At 34.9% G+C, this 19930-nt stretch carries 17 protein-coding genes and 1 pseudogene; 3 read left to right on the top strand and 15 right to left on the bottom strand.

Going from position 1 to position 19930, the window contains the following annotated elements:
• Nucleotides 1-28 precede the first annotated feature (28 nt).
• The 7 genes from DQQ01_RS07205 to DQQ01_RS07175 all read right to left on the bottom strand — a co-directional run bounded on the left by DQQ01_RS07205 (nucleotide 29) and on the right by DQQ01_RS07175 (nucleotide 9907).
• Nucleotides 29-1165 (bottom strand): insulinase family protein, encoded by a 1137-nt coding sequence (locus DQQ01_RS07205; protein ID WP_162624261.1) that lies wholly within the window; start codon nucleotides 1163-1165, stop codon nucleotides 29-31.
• Between the two features lie 247 nt (nucleotides 1166-1412).
• Nucleotides 1413-1766 carry a hypothetical protein gene (locus DQQ01_RS07200; RefSeq protein ID WP_111919470.1) on the bottom strand — a complete coding sequence of 118 codons (354 nt, stop codon included), beginning with the start codon at nucleotides 1764-1766 and terminating at the stop codon, nucleotides 1413-1415.
• 61 nt (nucleotides 1767-1827) lie between these two features.
• Entirely contained in the window at nucleotides 1828-2730 is a 903-nt protein-coding gene (locus tag DQQ01_RS07195) for a radical SAM protein (RefSeq protein ID WP_111919469.1), read from the bottom strand.
• Between the two features lie 710 nt (nucleotides 2731-3440).
• Entirely contained in the window at nucleotides 3441-4232 is a 792-nt protein-coding gene (locus DQQ01_RS07190) for a helix-turn-helix transcriptional regulator (RefSeq protein WP_111919468.1), read from the bottom strand.
• A 167-nt stretch (nucleotides 4233-4399) separates the two neighbouring features.
• Nucleotides 4400-5779: an MFS transporter gene (locus DQQ01_RS07185; protein WP_111919467.1), complete on the bottom strand. Its 1380-nt coding sequence runs from the start codon at nucleotides 5777-5779 to the stop codon at nucleotides 4400-4402.
• A gap of 6 nt (nucleotides 5780-5785) precedes the next feature.
• Nucleotides 5786-8851, bottom strand: coding sequence for a glycoside hydrolase family 2 TIM barrel-domain containing protein (locus tag DQQ01_RS07180; RefSeq protein WP_111919466.1), 3066 nt, complete (start codon nucleotides 8849-8851; stop codon nucleotides 5786-5788).
• A gap of 210 nt (nucleotides 8852-9061) precedes the next feature.
• Nucleotides 9062-9907: a DUF4300 family protein gene (locus DQQ01_RS07175; protein ID WP_111919465.1), complete on the bottom strand. Its 846-nt coding sequence runs from the start codon at nucleotides 9905-9907 to the stop codon at nucleotides 9062-9064.
• A gap of 161 nt (nucleotides 9908-10068) precedes the next feature.
• On the opposite strand from DQQ01_RS07175, the pseudogene DQQ01_RS07170 reads away from it, so the two are divergent.
• From DQQ01_RS07170 to DQQ01_RS07160, 3 genes and pseudogenes are all read left to right on the top strand, one after another.
• Nucleotides 10069-10933 (top strand): annotated as a pseudogene (locus tag DQQ01_RS07170) (helix-turn-helix domain-containing protein).
• Between the two features lie 229 nt (nucleotides 10934-11162).
• The gene (locus DQQ01_RS16440) at nucleotides 11163-11288 is read left to right on the top strand and encodes a helix-turn-helix domain-containing protein (protein ID WP_242980666.1); all 126 of its coding nucleotides are present in this window, start codon (nucleotides 11163-11165) and stop codon (nucleotides 11286-11288) included.
• A 153-nt stretch (nucleotides 11289-11441) separates the two neighbouring features.
• Nucleotides 11442-11717 (top strand): IS3 family transposase, encoded by a 276-nt coding sequence (locus tag DQQ01_RS07160; RefSeq protein WP_242980664.1) that lies wholly within the window; start codon nucleotides 11442-11444, stop codon nucleotides 11715-11717.
• Here the strand turns inward: DQQ01_RS07160 and DQQ01_RS07155 are convergent.
• The 8 genes from DQQ01_RS07155 to DQQ01_RS07135 form a co-directional block, all read right to left on the bottom strand.
• On the bottom strand, nucleotides 11710-13335 hold the full coding sequence (locus tag DQQ01_RS07155) for an ABC transporter ATP-binding protein (RefSeq protein WP_111919464.1): 1626 nt from the start codon (nucleotides 13333-13335) through the stop codon (nucleotides 11710-11712). The two genes, DQQ01_RS07160 and DQQ01_RS07155, sit on opposite strands and share 8 nt — an antisense overlap.
• Nucleotides 13336-13337: 2 nt before the next feature.
• The gene (locus DQQ01_RS07150; protein ID WP_111919463.1) at nucleotides 13338-15437 is read right to left on the bottom strand and encodes an FtsX-like permease family protein; all 2100 of its coding nucleotides are present in this window, start codon (nucleotides 15435-15437) and stop codon (nucleotides 13338-13340) included.
• Complete coding sequence (locus DQQ01_RS07145) at nucleotides 15424-16203, bottom strand: ABC transporter ATP-binding protein (RefSeq protein ID WP_111919462.1); 780 nt, start codon at nucleotides 16201-16203, stop codon at nucleotides 15424-15426. The genes DQQ01_RS07150 and DQQ01_RS07145 overlap by 14 nt, the downstream gene beginning before the upstream one ends.
• 21 nt (nucleotides 16204-16224) lie before the next feature.
• Nucleotides 16225-17580, bottom strand: coding sequence for a PapB family radical SAM/SPASM ranthipeptide maturase (papB, locus tag DQQ01_RS07140; protein WP_111919461.1), 1356 nt, complete (start codon nucleotides 17578-17580; stop codon nucleotides 16225-16227).
• 133 nt (nucleotides 17581-17713) lie between these two features.
• The gene (locus DQQ01_RS16050; RefSeq protein ID WP_199797988.1) at nucleotides 17714-17854 is read right to left on the bottom strand and encodes a hypothetical protein; all 141 of its coding nucleotides are present in this window, start codon (nucleotides 17852-17854) and stop codon (nucleotides 17714-17716) included.
• A gap of 311 nt (nucleotides 17855-18165) precedes the next feature.
• Entirely contained in the window at nucleotides 18166-18291 is a 126-nt protein-coding gene (locus DQQ01_RS16900; protein WP_278278178.1) for a hypothetical protein, read from the bottom strand.
• A gap of 298 nt (nucleotides 18292-18589) precedes the next feature.
• On the bottom strand, nucleotides 18590-18856 hold the full coding sequence (locus tag DQQ01_RS16895; protein ID WP_199797987.1) for a reverse transcriptase domain-containing protein: 267 nt from the start codon (nucleotides 18854-18856) through the stop codon (nucleotides 18590-18592).
• A 14-nt stretch (nucleotides 18857-18870) separates the two neighbouring features.
• Nucleotides 18871-19431, bottom strand: a complete 561-nt coding sequence (locus DQQ01_RS07135) for a reverse transcriptase N-terminal domain-containing protein (RefSeq protein WP_199797986.1) — start codon at nucleotides 19429-19431, stop codon at nucleotides 18871-18873.
• Between the last annotated feature and the right edge of the window lie 499 nt (nucleotides 19432-19930).

Here is a 19930-nt window from a genome sequence, read left to right as displayed (position 1 = left end):
TTATGTAAAACTTGGTTAATATCCAAGATTACATACCTTCATTTTTCATAATCATTTCTACAATACTTTTAATAGAAAAACTAAATGGTATTTGACTCAGAAATTTCCTTGTGATAAGTCCTGTATTTATTCCATATAAGAAATCCATTTTTCCCTTATCTTCAAAATTCATATTCTGATATTTTTCAAAAACTATTTCTTTCGATTTTTCCAATGTTAGCATATCCAAGTCACATTCCAAACTATATATTTCTTCTAATGCTGTTTCCACAAGTAATGTAATCTCATCAATATCAAATTCTTTATTGACACACACAAATTCATATGAATAAATTGACACTCCTTTTACGATTTGGTTTTCATAAAGTGTAGCACCCACATTATTTCCAACTAATTTGGTTAAATAGGAATCAAACTTTAGAAAGAAATAGTTTTTTTGCACTTCTTGTGAAATAAATTCACGCAAATCCGCAAATGAATTTTTAAAAGAAAAATATATGATATTCTTTTTTAAATTCTCTTCATAATACAATTGTGCAACATCCCACCAAATACTTAACTTTACATCAGGAATTAAGATGCATGTACTTTCTAACTGATTTTTATAATTAATCTTATCATTTTCAAAAAACAATTCCTCTACGTCATATTTACACTTAGAAAAAACAGCTATATTCTCGAAAGAATAATTATCTTCTTGATATTTCACTATATCTGTGTATGAGATTTTTTTTATATCAAAAATATTTCCTACTGGCATTTTTTCTCTCAGACTATCTGGCAGTATTTTGGGAAGCAAAAGATTTCTCATGGAAAAAAAGGAATTTTCTCTTTGCTCCAATATCTCTTCTATTACATCATTTTGGGCTCCGCTAAGATTGCTTTCCAAAAGTTCCTTTCCTTCTATAATATTTTTCAGCTTCTCAATCACTTTTTTTACATCACTCAAAGAGTTTTTGCATTTAATGCAATATTGTGTATACTCATATGTTGTATAGCCCGATACATTTATCCAATGACTTGTCTGCTTTGCGAAAGCTAAATTCATGTGTTCTAATAAATGTGATATTCCAATCTGACCACTCTTTTCGTCTTTACTGCCACAAAAAACTACCAAGTTAAATTCTGCATTTTTTGAATTTTGTATCTGCTGATATATTTTCACCTGAATAATCCCTATTTTCTATTTCACTGTTATACTGTCTAAATGATCCATCGCATGAATATCATTTTCCAATGCCTCAAAGTACGCCTTTAAACTCCTCAAACAACTAGCCTTTCTTTCTTCACACATTTCTGTTTTTTTACCAAGATCAAACTTCTCTCCTGTATAACAACCACAATAGCAAATTGAACATATCCTTGCATACCAGCAAGATGAACATTTTTTCATTGACTCATTTCTATAGCCATCAATATATATTTTTCTTCACCTTGTCAATATCAATGCCATTCTCTATATTTCCGATTGTAGGAATATTTCCTACTCTTTCACATATTCTAAATTCACCGTTTACTGTAACATAAAGTTTTCTTTGTCCTGGAACACAACAACCATTCATGCGTATACTGTCCATGACTACATCAAAAATAGCCCTTTTACGTATTGGCAAATAAGAATCTGTCATTAATTTCTCCGTAAACATTCCCGGCTGTTTTTCATGTTTATGACTATAATCGCTTAACGAAAAATCAAGTTCTGTGTTCCCCCACTTTGCAGCTTCAAGTAACTGATTTTTCTGCAAATATTTGTAAATAGTATCCATGCTTTCTTCATCTGGGTATGTAATAAATTTTACACACTCTGACGGTAACCATTTTAATTCCTCAAAAAAATTTCTGTGTTTCTTCTAATCTCTCTTCTGAATATGGAGGAGCATATACCATACTGAACAAAATATTCTCTTTTGCTCTATCATATCCAAAAGCATCAACTAAATTTTTTATTCCCTGTAACGTCTGATGAAAACTACCATCTCCATGCATATTTCTTCTATAGAAATCATGCCATTTCTCAGGTCCATCTAAGCTAACAGTAACACTCAGGTTCGGAATTTCGGCCAATTCTTTACATTTATCTTTTGTAAGTAACACAGCATTTGTCGTGAAAGCGAAGTGAAGTTTTCTATTTTTCATGGTTTCCAAAGCATAGCGCATAGATTTTATCATAACCGGATAGTTTATCAATGGCTCTCCACCATAATATCCAATATGCAACGTATCAGTTTTTCCAGAATGTGTTTTTGCATAGTCAATCGCTTTTAATGCCGTTTCCTCATCCATATCCTTATCGCCAAAGTCTCTGTTCTTTTCACAAGCTTCGTTGTAAATACAATATCCACAACGCAAATTGCATTTTTCCGTTAATTCTAATGTGAGCTGTTCCAACTGGTTCTGAATTAAATCTTCATATTCTCCAAAATCTACCATTTTTTCGAATTTGGATAAAGCGAAAATTTTTTCATGTTCAATAACGTTAATAATATTTCTTATACTCTCAATAAGATTTTCTGACTCTGACAATTGCACTATTTCATTAACCTTACCATCTAAAATTTTTTCTACAATTTGATATGCCAAATCATCGCAGGTAATTATCTTGCCAGTCACTGTATCATAATAGTATTTCTTTTCTTCAGTAGAAAAAGTAATTCCTATTGGTCGTCCATCTGGCAACTTTTTTTGTAATTCTTTTATCATCTCTTGTAATATCTGATTATTTTCTCCCATAATGTCTTCTCCTTTGTTTTGTATACCCTAACTTTTATACATATAATACCTTTTCTGATTGAAATTTCAATATTTTAGGTATAATAGGTCTTTTATCGTGCGTATTGTGTCGATAACTTCTTATAGTGCAATATTTTTAGATATATACGCACAAATTTTTATATCATTCTGAAAAATCCATTTTAAAATATACTTTCACTTGTTTTAATGTTATTACTGCTTTTGCAGCAAAAGATATAAGATATTTGGCACAAATATCTTTTCGTTCTAACTCCATTCTATATCAAAATCCCACCATTCAAATTCTTCGAAAATCCAATCTTTCTGTATTTCTAAATCAAGCAAAATAAAAAGCACAAAAGTAGAACCCATCCCAACTTCCACTCTCGTGCTTTATCTTTTTATTAAAATATCTATCTTCAATTTCTAAATTTAAGCCTTTTCATAGAACTTTTTAACTCACCTCTAAATGTTCTCATAAAAAGAAGCATCTTTTGTCCCAAAATTAGTTTTATCATACAGCCTTTCCTTCAGAAGATTTCAATACATATCTCTTATTTGGCAGAATATAACTTGCACCTTCATCTAATACATTTTTATAAAATGGAAATACCTGCTTCGATTTTTGGTATATATTTTATATTCATAACGGTACAAGAAAATAAAGCTTTCTCTGTCTTTCATCTAAATATCTAGCAGACAAGAATCCTCTATTTTTCCCACCATGATTTCCGATACTCACTTGGTGTCTGATTATACCTTAGTTGAAATGCCCGGTTAAAGGTTCTTTGGCTCTCAAATCCTGCCTCCAGAAAAATATCTGTAATCCTTCTATCCGTATTTTCCAACAAAGAGGTCACATAATTTAAACGAATTTCATTTAAGTATTGATTGAAATTTGTATGAAAGATACCTGAAAAGATTTTTGATAGGGCAAACTTATTGGTTCCCAGAGCTGATGCCACTTTCCCAAGTGTAAGTTCCTCCTGAAAATGTGATAACAGATAGCTCATCGCTGCATATATCAGATCATTACTCCCCACACTGTCTTTTTCTATGAACCGGAATGTTTCCCTGCAACGGTATAATATAATCTGTAAATAAGCTTGCCCCACAACCTCACTGACTTTTTGATCTTTTATCAGACAACTCAGGGCGTTTTTAACTTCCCCATGTAAATCTGCGTTGGCAATCACCGGATTTTCCGGACATTTCTTCTGAAGAAGTGCCATAAACGGACCACTTAGTTCCAAAGAAGCATAAAACTGGTACACCTCATTCTTTCCCTTTGAAAACACCTGATAATGATGAATCAAATCTGGAAAAACAATAGCAAAATCCCCCTTTTCCATGTGATACAACTCATATCCAATGCCAAGTTCCAGCTCCCCCTTTGTTACATATACCAGTTCTATGGCATTGTGAAGGTGAGGGGGAACATGATGTGGTTTTTTCCTTATCATACTGAACTTTTCTTTTTTCTCTTCGTAAGACGGCTGCATGATGTTTCCTCCCCCTCTCAAGAATTGGCTACATTTCTTTTTGATTTGGCACGCAGATTTTCTGCCCATCCGATATAATAAACTCAGAAATCAGGAAAGGAGGAAAACCAGAATGAAAAAACTGATGAATTACTTACAGGAAGTCATGAATTTTTATGCGGTTTACTTCAATCATGCATACCGTCTTTCATAGACTTTTCCTGTAAAAGTTTTTCATTTGCCTTCTCTACATTCATCTTTGCCATAATAATGGTAATGATAAGTGTGATTACTACCGGAATCCATAAATACATGATCTGCAGCATCTGGATACAGGAATCAGACTGTACAGCCAGTGTGCCGTCAAAGCCACTAAGATCCAGAAGCCAGCCGGTAATGGCAATTCCAATTCCACCGCCCAGCTTAATACCAAGAGAGGTACAAGAATACATGGTTCCATCTACTCTCTTATGCTTTGTCAAGTAAGTATATTCGGAACAGGAAGCAATGACTGCATTCATATCCCCCTGCCATGGTCCCATACCAAAAGCTGCAATACCGGTAAATAAAAGCATCAATGGCACACTTCCTAGATAACCGGCTACTACAACCAGAGCTCTTCCAATCGTTCCGATCACATATCCTGTAAGATTTAATTTATACATTCCTCTCCACTTTTCCACCAGCATCGGTGTAATGAGCAATGCAATAATCAGAGGAATATTAATGGACCAGGAAAACACACCATAAAGTTTCTCATTGAAAAGGATATACGTCATATAGTAAATCCCCATATTCAGCATCGCTGTATAAATCTGCTGTAAAATATACGTAGCACAGATCATAACATAATACTTATTTGTAAATAACAGTTTTCCGGCATCAATCAGAGAATACCTTTCTTCGGTTCCGGCTTCTTTCCCATCATTTAACTCTTCTTCCGGTAATTCCTTTACAGAAAGTACAGAAATCGTATTAACAATCAATCCGATTACTGCATAGATAATCGCAACGGTCCTCCATCCAGCTGCTCCGCCGCCCATCCATTCTACAAATCCAATGGTTAAAGACTGAATCAACAGACTGGTAGAAAAAGCAAAAATGAAGCGGTAAGACCCCATCTGTACACGTTCCTTACTATTCTTTGTTACCAGGGCTGTCAGTGCAGAATACGCAATATTATTCGCTGTATAAAATACTGCATTTAACAGCGTATACGCAATAAAAAACCAGGCATACTGTGCAAATTCCCCCATAGTTGTAGGTATGGCAAAAATAGCGACTAAAGTTACGGTACATCCGATATAGCCATAGAGCATCCAGGGTCTTGCTTTTCCCATTTTACTCTTTGTCTTATCAATCAGAGTTCCAAAGAAAACATCCGTAATTCCATCAAACAACTTGGATACGGCAATCAGAGTTCCAATAATTCCGGGATTTAATCCTACTGTATTGGTAAGATAAATCATGACAAAAGAAGATAGAAATGCGTAAACTACATTTCCAGCAATGTCCCCGGAACCATATCCTACCTTGTTATACCATTTTAAATATTTTTTCTCATTCATGTATTTCTACTCTTCCTTCCTGAATAAAAGCTTTATCTCAAAAACAAAAGTTTCCTCATCCACCTGGTATTCATCCCTTAGTTCAGGACCACAACTGTTGGAACCAATCCCATTCTGTGCATAATCCAGGCAGACAATGGTGTTCCCTGATTTCTCCAATTCATAATTATGTGCCTTCCTGGCCAGCTCTTCCTGTGTATAATAGGACACATTAAATGAAAATGGTTTGGGTGACACTGCTATAACAGTCTGGTTTTCTTTTTCTATCATCACATAATCACAATCTGTATGACTTCCATTTTCCTGCGGACGGATATAATCTTCATGCTGCTCTTCCACTGTTGCATCATACAGCCCATGACTGCAGGACTTACATTTATCTCGATAACTTTCATGTGGCCCCAATCCATAATATTTCAGATTTTCATATTCCTCTTTCAGAAACAGACGGATACCAAATCTAGGAAGCTGCGGAAATTCCATATTCTTTTTCACCTGCATTTTTACTGAAATTGCTCCCCTGTTAGAAATTTCCCAGACAGCTTTTATATCCAGAACTCTCTGAAGTGCTACTGCCGCTACAGACATGGTGCTGTAAATTCTGACACATTTCCCCTCTCGTTTCCATTGAACGTCATAGGCTCTGGCTTTACTCCGGTCATATCCGGCATCCATCCATTCTTGCTTGATCTTTCGGTCATTATCCGTAGGTGCTCTCCAGATATTTAGTTCCATAGGAGTTTCCAGAAGTTCCTCCCCATCTATGCTTAATTGTTCAAATAAACCCGAAAGTTTATTGTAAACATAGAAGAATGTATCTGACCGGATGGAAAGAAAACGATCTGTTTCAGAAACTTGTGCCTCTGCTTCTTTCTGTTCCTGGTTTTCCAATAAGGCGATTGTCTGTTGGTTTCTTCCATCCCGATTTTCCAAAAGGATTTCGTCAAATCCCATCATACTCCCTTGTGCCATAAGGCTGGTTCTATGTTTTAAATGGTAAGATACTTTTAAATAACATTTTCCGCAATCTGGAACAGTAATATCCAACAAAATGGTTCCTCTCTGATGAGGCCATACAGAATCCTGCAAAGTCAACGGTTTCTTCTCCAATAGCTTTCCGTCACAGTTCACTTCGTATACCAAATCGATATAATCCTTTAAATCCACATAGTTCATATAGTTTTCCAGACACAGCTCCCCTGTTTTCTGGCAGAAAGACATCACTCTTGCCGGACGGTACACATTCTGGTATTCCAAAAGCCCTGTATGGGGTGTTCTGTCCGGATATACCAGTCCGTCCATACAGAAATTCCCATCATGGACTTCTTCTCCAAAGTCACCTCCATAAAGGTACTTTTCCTTTCCATTTGCTGCCTGCCCCTGATATACTGCATGATCGCACCATTCCCATACAAAGCCACCGCAGAGTACATCATATTGATAAATCATTTGAAAATAGTCTTCTAAATCTCCCGGTCCGTTTCCCATGGCATGACAATATTCAATCAGAAGGAAGGGTTTGTCCGGCTTTTTGTCCACATATTCCTGAATTTCTTCCAGGGAAGGATACATCCGGCTGAAAATATCAATGTTACTGTAATCATATTTTCTTCTGTCGCTGCGATAAAAAGAACTTTCATAACAGGTAAGCCTTGTAGGATCAAACCCTTTTGTCCATTTTAAAGCTTCCTCAAAAGTACAGCCATAACCACATTCATTTCCCATGGACCAAATTACAATACAAGGGCGGTTCTTCTCCCTGTGCACACAAAGTCTTGTACGATCCAGAGTCGCCGGGATAAATTCCGGATTATCCGAGATTCGTTCATTCCATCTTCGGCTTACATTTTCCCAGCTGGAATCTTTTAAATACTGGGATTGGGTTCCATGACTTTCATTATCCGCCTCTGCAATCACAAAAAATCCATATTCATCACAAAGCTGATAAAAATAAGGCACATTGGGATAATGACTGCTTCGGACGGCATTGAAGTTACTCTCCTTCATCATCTGCAGATCCTTTTTCATCTGTTCCAGCCCGATCACAAACCCCGTCACCGGATCGGAGTCATGACGGTTCACGCCTTTGAATTTGATGGCAGTTCCATTTATATAGAGAACAGCATCTTTTACACTGATTTCCCGGATTCCAATCCGGTCTGTGATCACTTCCCCTTCTGTTTCTAAAACCAGGGTATATAAATACGGCTGTTCTGGGTTCCATAGATTTGGTTCTTTTACAACAAATACTGTTTTATGCGTATATGCAGTACCTGTATTTTCCTGAAATACCTGAGAAGCAACCTCCCTATGTTCTGCATCATACAAAGTAAATTTTGTTGGCACTGCCTTTCCCCGGTAACTGGCCTGTACTGTAATGACTGCCTGTTCCTCCTGGATTTCGGTAGTTGTAAAGTAGTCATAGACCACGTTTTCCGGACGGTTCAGAAGATATACATCCCGGAAAATCCCACTCATGCGGAATTTATCCTGGTCTTCCAGATAAGTCCCATCACACCATTTCAGAACCAGTACCGCTAAGGTATTTTCTCCATCTGTCAAAACATTCGTCACATCAAATTCACTTGTGGCATGGGAAACCTGGCTATAGCCCACATACGTTCCATTTACCCAGACATAAAAACAGGAATCCACACCTTCAAAATTCAAATATGCCTTCGGAGCCTTTTCCTGCTTCTGGTACATAAACTTCCTAATATAAGCTCCGCATGGATTTTCCTGTGGCACATACGGTGGATCAAGAGGAATCGGATATCTCACGTTGGTATACTGATGGCTGTCATACCCATAATTCTGCCATACTCCTGGCACCTCTACCTGTGTAAAGTTGCTGCAGTCATATACCTGTTCATAAAATTTTTCCTGTAAATCATAGATGCTCTCAAAATACTGAAACTGCCATGTCCCGTTCAGACAGATCACCCGGTCTGAAGAAAAACGGTTCTCTACCAGTGCTCCCATCTCATGGGAAGCCGGTATATAATAAGCTCTGCAAGGCATGGTGTTTTCATGCATTATTTTTAAGTCTTCGTAATGTCTTGGCACGATCACAATATTTTCCCCCTTTATTTTTATGATTTTTCCTTTGTTTTATCCTTATTTTACGCTCTTTTTACATGATTCGTCCATAAACTCTATTGGACAAAACATGCACGAAATGATACAATTACTAAAACCCTCACCGGTTGAGTACAAAAATAAAAGACCGGCATACCTGAAATGTTCCAGATATATCGGTCTTATGTTCACCTGTTTGTTTTTTTATTTCATTACCGTTCTATTTTCCATAACAATGGGATCTAGTTCTGTTTCATCTCCATACAAATCCGGTCTTGCCAGCAGATAGTCTTTTAGTTCTGCCCGATCCTTAAAATACGTTGCCTGGAAAGGGGCAAGGGCACTATACTTTTCCACAAAAAGCAGACCTTCTTTTGTTTCTGCCAGAACACCTGTATGCCCTACAAAACGTGCCTGATCCTCCGGTGCGTGCAGATACACACTGATCAGAGAAAGCTTATCCCCACTGATCTGAATATCCCGTTCATTCCATGCCTCCTGGATTTTTTCCTCATGCTCTTCTAAAGTTTTGGTTCCTTCCACAGACACCTGGTTAAAAAGTGTCAGAAAACCTGCCCGTTCCTCTTTGGTCAACTGATATTCCGGCATGGTATCAATAGCCTCAATATCAAACATCAGCCACAAGTCCGTATCATTCCCGGTTCCTGCTGTTGTCAACTGGTTCTTGATCAGATTAAAAGCGGTCAGACGACAGTTTGATGCCTGCAGATACGAATAGGACTCAGCAGAATCATCCATCAGAATGGAGCTGTAATCCATCCCGCTTTCCGGCAAAGCCGTAAATCCTTTTGGATATGAGTATGACTTAGCAGTGATCTCGTGATAATCCTCTGCCCATTTTTCCAATGTGGCAGTCTGTTCTTTTGTTACACCGCATGCCTCCAGTTCTCCCACAACGGATTTTCTGGACTCTTTATCTGCCAGGTTTGTATATTCTCCTGCCTGTCCGGTTTCTTTCTTCCCACATCCAGACAGTGCCAACATACCGGCAGCCATAACGGTTGCCCATACCAAAATTGTTTTCTTCATTTAAAACTCTCCTCTTTGCTTTTCCCTTATTTCCCTGTTACACTGCCTATTTTACTCCTTTTTTCCTATTCCATCCATAAACTCTATTGGACAAAATATACACGAAATGATACACTATCTTTAACAAAAGCCTGCTTATTAAAGGAGGTGCGAGATGCATCATGTATATCAATTCTGGCTATCTGCATAATTCATTATTGGATTTTAAAGATAAGAGCAAACCATTAGTAGTTGGAAGCTGTGGGACATATCGGCTGATCCACCAGCCCAAGCTTCCCACGTATCGCCCCCGGGGAAGGATTGACTATCAATTGCTTTATATTGCTGCAGGGAAAGGTCATTTCTTTTTAAATGGCAAGGAAGAGATTATAGAGGCCGGACATATGATTTTGTACAAGCCACGTGAAATGCAAAGATATGTTTATTATGGGACAGACCAGACAGAAGTTTACTGGGTTCATTTTACCGGTAATAATGTAAAGAATATTTTAAGAGAATACCATTTGTTTGAATCTGGGCAGATTATCCAGACTGGAAACTCTACGGAATATCATCAGATTTTCCGAAAAATGATTCAAGAACTCCAACTTACTCGTCCTCATTATGAAGAATACTTATCTCTTCTGCTCAGGGAAATGTTCCTTCTCATCAGCCGGTCGGCTCCTATCGGCATCTCTTCCCAGAACCGGATGCTGCAAAAAGAAATGGAAGAAGCCACACAGTATTTTAATGAACATTTTACAGAAGAAATCTCCATTGAACAATACGCCATGGACAAACACCTTAGTACGAGCTGGTTTATCCGCAGCTTTAAACGCTACAACGGTGTAACTCCCATGCAGTATATATTAAATCTACGGATTACAAATGCAAAGACACTGCTCCGAACCACCACGTATTCTGTTGCTGAAGTTGCGTCAATTGTTGGGGTATGATAACCCACTATATTTCAGCAGACTGTTCAAAAAGCAAACGGGACTCCCACCATCTGAGTTCCGGAATACAGAAACAATGTTTTTCATATAAAATAAAATATTGCCATCCAAAAAGTAGAGGGCGTATATAACTATATATACACCGTAAGCGCCTAATTGAGCGTTTACAAGGTGTCGCTCTTTTGCAACACCCTCGCTCTATTTATATCGTTCAAAACTAATACCCTGATGTTAGAATATAAATAGTACAAGCCAAAATGAGAAATCCCAAAATACACATAAGCATGGTACAATAGAGACATGCTGAAGGAGGATCTCATATGGCAAGACAACATGACAAACAGTTTAAACTTGATGCAATCCAGTACTACGAAGATCATAAGGATTTAGGTGTACGTGGATGTGCGGAAAATCTCGGAATCGGATACAGCACTTTAACAAAGTGACTGAAAGATTTCCGGGAATCTGGCAATATCTCTGTTCGTGGTTCCGGTAATTATGCTTCTGATGAACAGAAAGAAATCGCTCGTCTCAGGTGTGAATTACGTAACGCCCAAGATTCGCTTGATGTATAAAAAAGCCATCAACATTCTAGGAAAATGACAGAAGCCATTTTTCTCGAAGTTTCTGAGAAGACGGAAGCTGCCAAGAAGGCTGGACGCCGGGTTTCCGTCTCCGGAATGTTGAAATTTTTAGGTATCTCTCGTTCAGGATATCATGCATGGCTCCACCACGTACCTTCTGATACAGAAATACGTCGTGAAACTGTAAAAGCCAAAATACAGGATATTTATGATGATTCTAAGCAGAACTATGGTGCTCCGAAAATCACTGTAGAGCTGCATAAAACCAATGAAGTTATTTCTGCTATTTAAACTCTATAATTTTATCACATATATTTAAGATTGCTTTTCTATGAGTAATGATGATACACGTTCTATTTTTCAAATATTTCCGAAGCATAGTTATCATCTTTTCTTCACTCTCCAAGTCCAAGGCTGAAGTTGGCTCATCAAAAATATAAATTTGTTTTTGTTCTAAAAGTAGCTTAATAAAAGCAAGCTTTTGTAGTTCTCCACCAGATAAAGAAATTTTATTCTCACCAATCCTACTATTCATTCCTTTGGAAAATTTCCTAAGTGGTATACCCAAATCGTTCATCATCTTTTCCGCATTTTCAACATTATTTTTACCAAAAAAATCTTCTAATGTCCAATCCGGTAAATAATTTTCTTGTAACATAAACCCTATTTCTTCTTCTAAAAAATGCTCACAATAATTACTTATTTCAACATCATCTAACAAAATACTACCCGACTCCGCTTTACACACTCGTGCAAACAAACGTAATAGTGAAGTCTTTCCTGTACCATTTTTTCCTACAATTCCTATTTTTTCTCCTGATCTTATACTTAAAGAAAAATCATCTAAAATATAGTTTGCTCCATCACTATATTTAAACTTAACATTATTAATCAAGATGTTTCCAGATAAATGTGTTTTAGGAGTGTATTTTCCGTCAGCAATTTCATTTGTATTATTAAGTATTTCAAGCAATTTACTAACTATAGGACTAAAACTCTGCAAAGAAACATAAACATTCCCCAATCCTATAATAGGATTATAAAGCCTTTGTAAATACATAGTTAAACTAAACAAAAATCCTATAGATAATCTATTTTGTAAAACTTCCATCGCCCCAAAAATCATAATAATAAATAGTCCTATTGCAGTAAAAGCCATTCCTGTCGATTGCACATGATTTAAAATTAAGACTTGCTTTATATATTGTTTTTTATAATCCCGTAAATTCCTACAATAATCATCAATAATATCCTTTGAAATCCCCAGCATTTTAATAGGTAGAACATTATTTACTATATTGTTAGTATGTATTGAAATATTCCCCACTGTTTCTCTCAATTTGGTCATTCCTCTTTTTGCGACATTTCCAATTCTTCTTTGAAATGTTGCAAACAAGAATGCCAATAAAATTACTACAACTCCGATAAACATATTTATATAAATCATATATATAGATACACTTAAAACAACAAAAACATTTGTAATTCCATTGCTAAAAATTGATAGCAGTAAATTTTCTAATTGATTGACATCTTTTTCTATTACGGTATAGACATCTCCAGACTTATGCTGTTTCCAAAAAAGGTAGTTAGTTCGTGAGATTTTCTGAATTAAAGTTTTTTTTATATCAATAATGATTTCCTGTGATAAACTTGCAAAACTTAATTTCTGCAAATATTGAAAAAGGATCATCAATCCACCCAGCACCAGTAACCCCATTGACTCTTTTATAACTTTCGAAAAATCATTTAAAGCAATGCCATTATCTATAATCATTCCTACCATACTTGGAAAAATCAAAGCAACAATAGTATATGCACAAGCCCACAGCAAACACTTTAAATAGCTAAAAATAAATTGTTTTAATGATATTTTCATTTTATTTATTAGTTGTATAAAATCTCCCACATCTACTCCCTTTGCAAATAGCTTCTTTTTAAACTATCATCAATTTTGTTAAAATTGATAATTTGTGCAACAATTATATAAATCAGTAATATAATACTTACTGCCAGAAATGGAACCATTATTCCGTTTACATATCCGTTCCCTTGAAAATATACGTTTACTCTTTTCCCAAAACGCATAAAGAACGTTTTTTGTATTATATAGAAATTGAAAATACTGATAAAATAAGGTACAAAATAGAAAAATAAATTTTCTTTCAAATTTAAATATTTTATGCTTTTTGATGACATCCCAATCTGCTTCATTAATTGATAATTATCAATGTCAGAGCTACATTCTATTATATTCTTTATAGATACCATAGCCATACAGATAACCATAAAAATAATTCCTATATAAATTCCTAACATTTTAGTAACTATCACCATGAATGATATATCGTTTTCTTCAATACTAATAAAGCGCATAGGTCCAATAAAATCAATAGCCTTATTTCCATTCTCTCCATATTGAGTATAAAGATAAGAATATGTTTGTCTAAATGTCGTATATATCTCTTTTTCGGAATTTTTGCAATCTTGATATCTTCCATCACCTCGCAAATTAGCAAAATAACTTTTTTTTGCCAATTTCAACTCAGCACAAACTTCATCTGGGAAAACCAATAAATCATCAGTATTCGTATTATATATATAATCTCCTAGATTCTCCGCTATTACAAATTTCTCTTTAGATGGCTTCAATCTACTATTTCCCACCTTAAGTGAACGTTCCAACTTTAATGCATCTTCAAATTGGCTTATATCCACATCATTTTTTACTTGATAAATAAATTCATCCTTTTCCAATTCAATCTTTTCTAATTCTGCCATTTCCCTCAATTTGTTATAGTCACTAATACTAATAGCTAATCTCGGCATATCATACTTATTTTTTCTTCCTGAAGGCCCAGAAAAATCTTTTTCCCATACAAAGTATTCTTCTAATATGCATTCATCTTTAACAGAAAGATCATTTTCTTCCAAAATTTCCTTAGCAAACTGATAATCTATATCAGGTATATCTTCTTGTCTTTCTATATTATCATAATTAAATGGAATATTAACGTCAAATACCATACGTTGTTCCATATACTCTTTAGAAAACTCTGCCAAAATAGGAATTAATGAAAAACCACACAAAGATAGCGTTAATACTATTGTGACCAAAAACATATTCCTAACATTACTTCTCATTCTAAATGCTAACTTTCCCACGATAAACATGCTTTCACCATATCGCAAGATTTTTTTCTTCGTAATAGCAATTAATAAATAGGCAATTATTTTTATTGTTAAAAAGATCGCAAGTATAATTGCTGCAAATATTGCTACTTGAAATTTATTACTCTCATAATCAGGAATATTCCCCTGATAATTTCTCCCTAATGAAAAATAGACTTTTAAATTATATGCAATAAAAATATAGCTAACAAGTAAGACAATAATTTCACTTACTATTCTAAATTTAGAGTTTCTTTTACTATCTATTACTTTATGATTATTTAACAATTCTAAAGGACTTTTCTTTAAAACTTTTATAACGTTGATAAAGGTAATTCCACAATATATAACTGCAAAAAATATACACGTTTCAACAAATGATTGTACATAGAACAAACGATTATCAACTATATTTTTATATGCAATCAAAGATAGAACACCATTAATAACATAAGAACATATGATTCCACCAAAAATACCTATGACAAATGCCACTATACTAACGGTAAGCATTTCTTCTGAATACCATATTGCAATTTTGCTCCGCTTCATTCCTAATGTAATTAGTACAGAAATATCTTTTAATTTTTCTTTAAACATATATAAATTGACGTAACTTACTAATATAAATAAAGATATTGAAACAACATATATGCAATATCGAATCATTGGTGCATACATTGAAAAATCGTATTTTTCATTTCCTTGGACCAACGGATTGTAAGGATCTCCCAGGGATATAAATCCATAAAACAGAGCAATACAAATAACCAACGTTACAAAATAAATAATATTAGATTTAATACTACTCCTTAATTTATACCATTCAATTTTGTACATCTTCTTTCTCCTGACAAATTACATGTTGTAGTTTTGAATTACATTTTACAATTTTTTCATAAAAAATGTTATTATCACTTATTTCTCTATTTAACATGTTAGTAATTCTCCCATCTTTCAAGAAGATTACTTTATCACAATAACTTGCACTCATAGGATCATGTGTCACCATTAAAATGGTTGCCCCTAATTCAATATTTATTTTCTTTAATAATATCATAATATTTCGTGCATTATTGGAGTCCAAAGCCCCCGTTGGTTCATCTGCCAATATTAATTCCGGTTCCGAAATAATCGCTCTTGCACAAGCTGTTCTTTGTTTTTCTCCACCAGAAATCTGATAAGGATATTTTTCTGCCAACCTTCCAATGTCCAAAATTCTCATAATTTCATTTACTTTTTTCTCTATTTCATCCCTTTTTCTTTTTTGAATAACTAACGGCATTCCTATATTTTCTGAAATCATCAAAGAATCCAATAATCTAAAATCCTGAAAAATAAATCCTAATTTCTCACGTCTAAATTTATCAGCTTTTTTAATATTTAATTTCGTTATGTTAGTATCATTTATTATAATATTTCCTTCCGTTGCATAATCTATAGTAGAAATCAAGTTTAATAGTGTTGATTTTCCAGATCCAGATGCACCCATTATTCCAATAAATTTACCTTTTTCTACAGTAAAACTAATATTTTTTAGAGCTTGTACTGAGGCTTTTCCTTTTCCATAACATTTACTTACTCCACTCACATTTAATATATCCATACAAAAATCATCCCTTTGTCTTTAAATAAAAATGCTTTCTTTTTGCTTTTCACTTAGCCTTAAATAAATATGAATTAGTTCTGAATATATAGTTTTACACTCAATACACTGCCTTTCATAAATATTTCTAATATTACCAGTCTCTATATAATTCTCATATGGACAACCGCCACTACACAAAAGCCTTAAATAGCATTTATTACATTTTTCATGATTATCAATATCACATTCTTCTATAAACTGTTTTCTCTCATCTTCACTCTCATATATATTCCCCAAAATATATTCTTTGTTTGATACAAAACGATGGCATGGAAACAAATTTCCATGAATGTCAACTGCTACACCATTTATACCTGCACCACATGCTGTATTTTGACACCCACCACCATGTATTCTCTTAAATGCTTTCCATAGAACCTTAATTCTCTTAGCCTTATTTATATCTCGTTTTAATAACTCTTCAAAATAATTACACAACTTTTCTAATTCAACTACATATCTTTCAAAATCTTCGTTTGACATTAAATTGTAAGCTGGTGCCATTGGTACATTTGAAAAACCTTCTACATTTAAGTGTTCAAAAACAGACTCTAGATTAATATTAGTCGCTGTTATTGTTGCTCTTGCGGACAAATATCCCATTTTTCTTAAAGCATCGGTTTTATCCATCACCTCATCATAACTTCCATTTCCCATTTTATCAAATCTATTTGCATTATGCTGTTTTTTATTTCCATCTATACTAATCATGGTTCCTATTTTATTTTGAATAATAAATTTATTAATTTCTTCATTCAATAACGTTCCATTTGTTGTCATATTATAGAAAAAATTTTTTCCTGTAGCTTTTTCACGTTCTTTACAATATGCCACAACTTTTTTTATCACATCAAAACATAATAAAGGCTCTCCGCCAAAAAAAGTCACATATAGATTTCTTTCATTTCCAGATGCTTTGATTAAATAATCAATCGCATCTAATGCTATTTTTTCACTCATTTTCCCACGATCAGCATACTCTCCTTCTGAGCCAAAACAATATTTACATGCTAAATTACATGCCTGAACCAACATTAAAGTTAATCCTTTTATAGTTGATGCTTTTTTATTATTCTTATTATTTTCGATTAAAAATCCACTTTCTTTAAAATTATCAATTAGCTCATCAAACTGTTCTCTGGTTATATAATTTTTCAAGTTTTCATAGGCTGTTTGAACCTTTTCTCCTTCTTGATCGAGAAGTTTCAAAACCAGTTCATCAATTTTATAAATTGCTGCATTCCCAGCGTCAAACAAATATAATTGTCCACTTTCATTAAAAATTTGATATACTTGATACGTTAATACTTCATTTTCAATATTTCTCTTAATCATAATTCAAATTCCGATTATCGCAAATCTATTCCTCTCAAAAATTTTCAAACAATTTATTATATTATATGAATAAAGACTATTTGACCTTTTTACCTAGGTCAAATAGTCTTAGCTTCGCATTACATTTCTTTACTTAGATAATATCATCTTTATTACCATCGCAGAAGACACATCCTAAATTTGCACATGTATCATTTGGTGCATCACACCACATACACGGCTGCCATGATTCCTTTTTTGCTTCTGTAGTTGCCGCATTCACTTTTTGAAACATTTTTATTTCTCCTTTCTATATAACACTTTTGTTTAAAATCCCCAAAACAGAATTCTAAACAACTTAATGTAAGTTCATGAACTGTTTATTATTTCCTAGGTAATATATATTTTACTTCCAATTCTAAGCAATGTCAATAATCGGTTTGTTATTTTTCTATCATATCTATAGTTTTTTTACTAATTATTTTTCTATACTTTTCCTCTTCCAATTCTAAATATTCCTGTGCGATGAAATCGCACTTCCGGAAATTATCTTATGCAAGTTTACTCACATAACGTTTTGTCTAAGCTATAGACCCTTCCTCACTACTACACCCCAATCTGCCCCCATGACTGCATTGGTACTCTTATCTTACGGTTCTTCCGCTTGATATACTCCCTTAACATCAGCCCTTGGGTTCCCACGTTCCGTACAGACGCCTGTATTAAGTTCATGTCACCTTTATGCCGCCCACCGTCTGGGCAGTAAACAGGTTTCCCCCAGACTTATCCCAAGTTAACGACTACCCCCTGGTTTTGATGGGGTCTCTACGCTTTCGAAATTTTCGTCAGTGGTTCACTTGGTCATTCATCTCCTTAATACGCACTTGACAGTTTTTCACTGCCTTTTCCTTAGCGCTCAATACCATGGCTTTTGTCCACAGCACCTTAAGGTAGTTTGAAACCTCCACCTGTATGGCGATTTCGGCGGGCCCACCGCCATCATCTGTACAGCATGGTTGTCTTCAAGTAGCTACGCTACTTGGACACACCTTCGTGGCGCACCATCATCGGCATATTTTATTAAATGTACCTTTTTATCATTATTCTTAATACTAATAGTTCCTTTGGTATTGTTCCAATACTTTCGTTTAATGAGATTTTCCATTTCGTCAAGCGTCATATTCGCCAAATTCGGTGAGATGATTCCTCCTTGTGGAGTTCCATCGGTAGTAGGATACAATTCTTTATCATATACATATCCACATTTCATGAATTGCTTGAGTATTTTAACATCCATCGGAATGTTTTCCTCTAGCCATTTGTGTTGTCAAAACATCCTTTTATATCACCCTCAAGTATCCATTGTGGTGAATCTTTTCGGCATAGAATACTAAATCCATACTCCATCGCATCCTGAGCACCTCTGTATTTTCGGAATCCGAATGATATTGTATCTGCAAGTGTTTCTGCAACTGGTTCCAATCCCAACAACTGCACCGCCTGCATTGCCCTATCTTTCATAGTAGGAATTCCTAGTGAACGTTTCTCCTTTTTTCCAAACTTTTCTATATAGATTCTTCGCAATGCTGATGCTCTGTAACCATTAGTTTGCAATGTTATAATTGCATCCATTTTTTCTTTGTCTGTTTTCCACACTTTTCCATCAATGCCTGGCGTATTCTTTCCCTTGTTTGAAATCACACGTTTGACTGCTAACGCCTTTCCATAGAATGAATGTGTAATCAAGTATTGTAATCTTCTGACTAATCGCCATTTGTTCTCTTGCACAGCCTTTACAATCCGAATCTGCAATCTATTAATGTATGTTTCCACTTGATCCCAGTTTATCTGTTTCCATTTGGTTTTTTGCATTAGTATCGTCCTCACTTACGTGTCATTGAACCTAATACTTTCATAAATATCAGATTTTTCATGTAATTAAATACGTGCTGGAAGTCTGCCACCTTTCGGTCGGGACAAATCTTGAATCCCTATTTCATACATTACATACGAACTTTCGCTTTTTCCAACATCCTCTTACTCCTATGTAGTGTATCTTTCTCACGATTAAACCTACCCGTAAAGGGAACGTATGAGGTTTACCTTGTTTCGCTACTTTAATAATTACGATGTACTTAGATTCTGTCTATAAACCGGAGGTTCTCTGTCTTTCTCTCTGTAGCACCATAGTAATTACCACAGCCCTGACCTCACGCCTTTTGGCTCAGGTGTGTCAACCACTTTCACCTGTTCATGAGTGACGACCCTTACAACAGTTCACGCTTGTTAATCATATACATCTTTCCCTCGCAATAGAGCAGACGTGGTTTCCACTTTTCTCACTTTGTTTCGGTTGCTTCACACCGTTCAT

The sequence above is a fragment of the Blautia argi genome (genome assembly GCF_003287895.1).
Taxonomy (GTDB): domain Bacteria; phylum Bacillota; class Clostridia; order Lachnospirales; family Lachnospiraceae; genus Blautia; species Blautia argi.
Note: the sequence above shows the minus strand (reverse complement) of the source record. Positions and strands in the feature narration are given on the sequence as shown.

What these genes read in the sequence shown, in the direction of transcription:
- DQQ01_RS07200 (WP_111919470.1), bottom strand. Translation starts at nt 1,766, where the DNA reads ATGGATACTATTTACAAATATTTGCAGAAAAATCAGTTACTTGAAGCT.
- DQQ01_RS07195 (WP_111919469.1), bottom strand. Translation starts at nt 2,730, where the DNA reads ATGGGAGAAAATAATCAGATATTACAAGAGATGATAAAAGAATTACAA.
- DQQ01_RS07190 (WP_111919468.1), bottom strand. Translation starts at nt 4,232, where the DNA reads ATGCAGCCGTCTTACGAAGAGAAAAAAGAAAAGTTCAGTATGATAAGG.
- DQQ01_RS07185 (WP_111919467.1), bottom strand. Translation starts at nt 5,779, where the DNA reads ATGAATGAGAAAAAATATTTAAAATGGTATAACAAGGTAGGATATGGT.
- DQQ01_RS07175 (WP_111919465.1), bottom strand. Translation starts at nt 9,907, where the DNA reads ATGAAGAAAACAATTTTGGTATGGGCAACCGTTATGGCTGCCGGTATG.
- DQQ01_RS16440 (WP_242980666.1), top strand. Translation starts at nt 11,163, where the DNA reads ATGGCAAGACAACATGACAAACAGTTTAAACTTGATGCAATCCAGTAC.
- DQQ01_RS07160 (WP_242980664.1), top strand. Translation starts at nt 11,442, where the DNA reads ATGACAGAAGCCATTTTTCTCGAAGTTTCTGAGAAGACGGAAGCTGCC.
- DQQ01_RS07150 (WP_111919463.1), bottom strand. Translation starts at nt 15,437, where the DNA reads ATGTACAAAATTGAATGGTATAAATTAAGGAGTAGTATTAAATCTAAT.
- DQQ01_RS07145 (WP_111919462.1), bottom strand. Translation starts at nt 16,203, where the DNA reads ATGGATATATTAAATGTGAGTGGAGTAAGTAAATGTTATGGAAAAGGA.
- papB (WP_111919461.1), bottom strand. Translation starts at nt 17,580, where the DNA reads ATGATTAAGAGAAATATTGAAAATGAAGTATTAACGTATCAAGTATAT.
- DQQ01_RS16050 (WP_199797988.1), bottom strand. Translation starts at nt 17,854, where the DNA reads ATGTTTCAAAAAGTGAATGCGGCAACTACAGAAGCAAAAAAGGAATCA.
- DQQ01_RS16900 (WP_278278178.1), bottom strand. Translation starts at nt 18,291, where the DNA reads ATGAACTTAATACAGGCGTCTGTACGGAACGTGGGAACCCAAGGGCTG.
- DQQ01_RS16895 (WP_199797987.1), bottom strand. Translation starts at nt 18,856, where the DNA reads ATGGATGTTAAAATACTCAAGCAATTCATGAAATGTGGATATGTATAT.
- DQQ01_RS07135 (WP_199797986.1), bottom strand. Translation starts at nt 19,431, where the DNA reads ATGCAAAAAACCAAATGGAAACAGATAAACTGGGATCAAGTGGAAACA.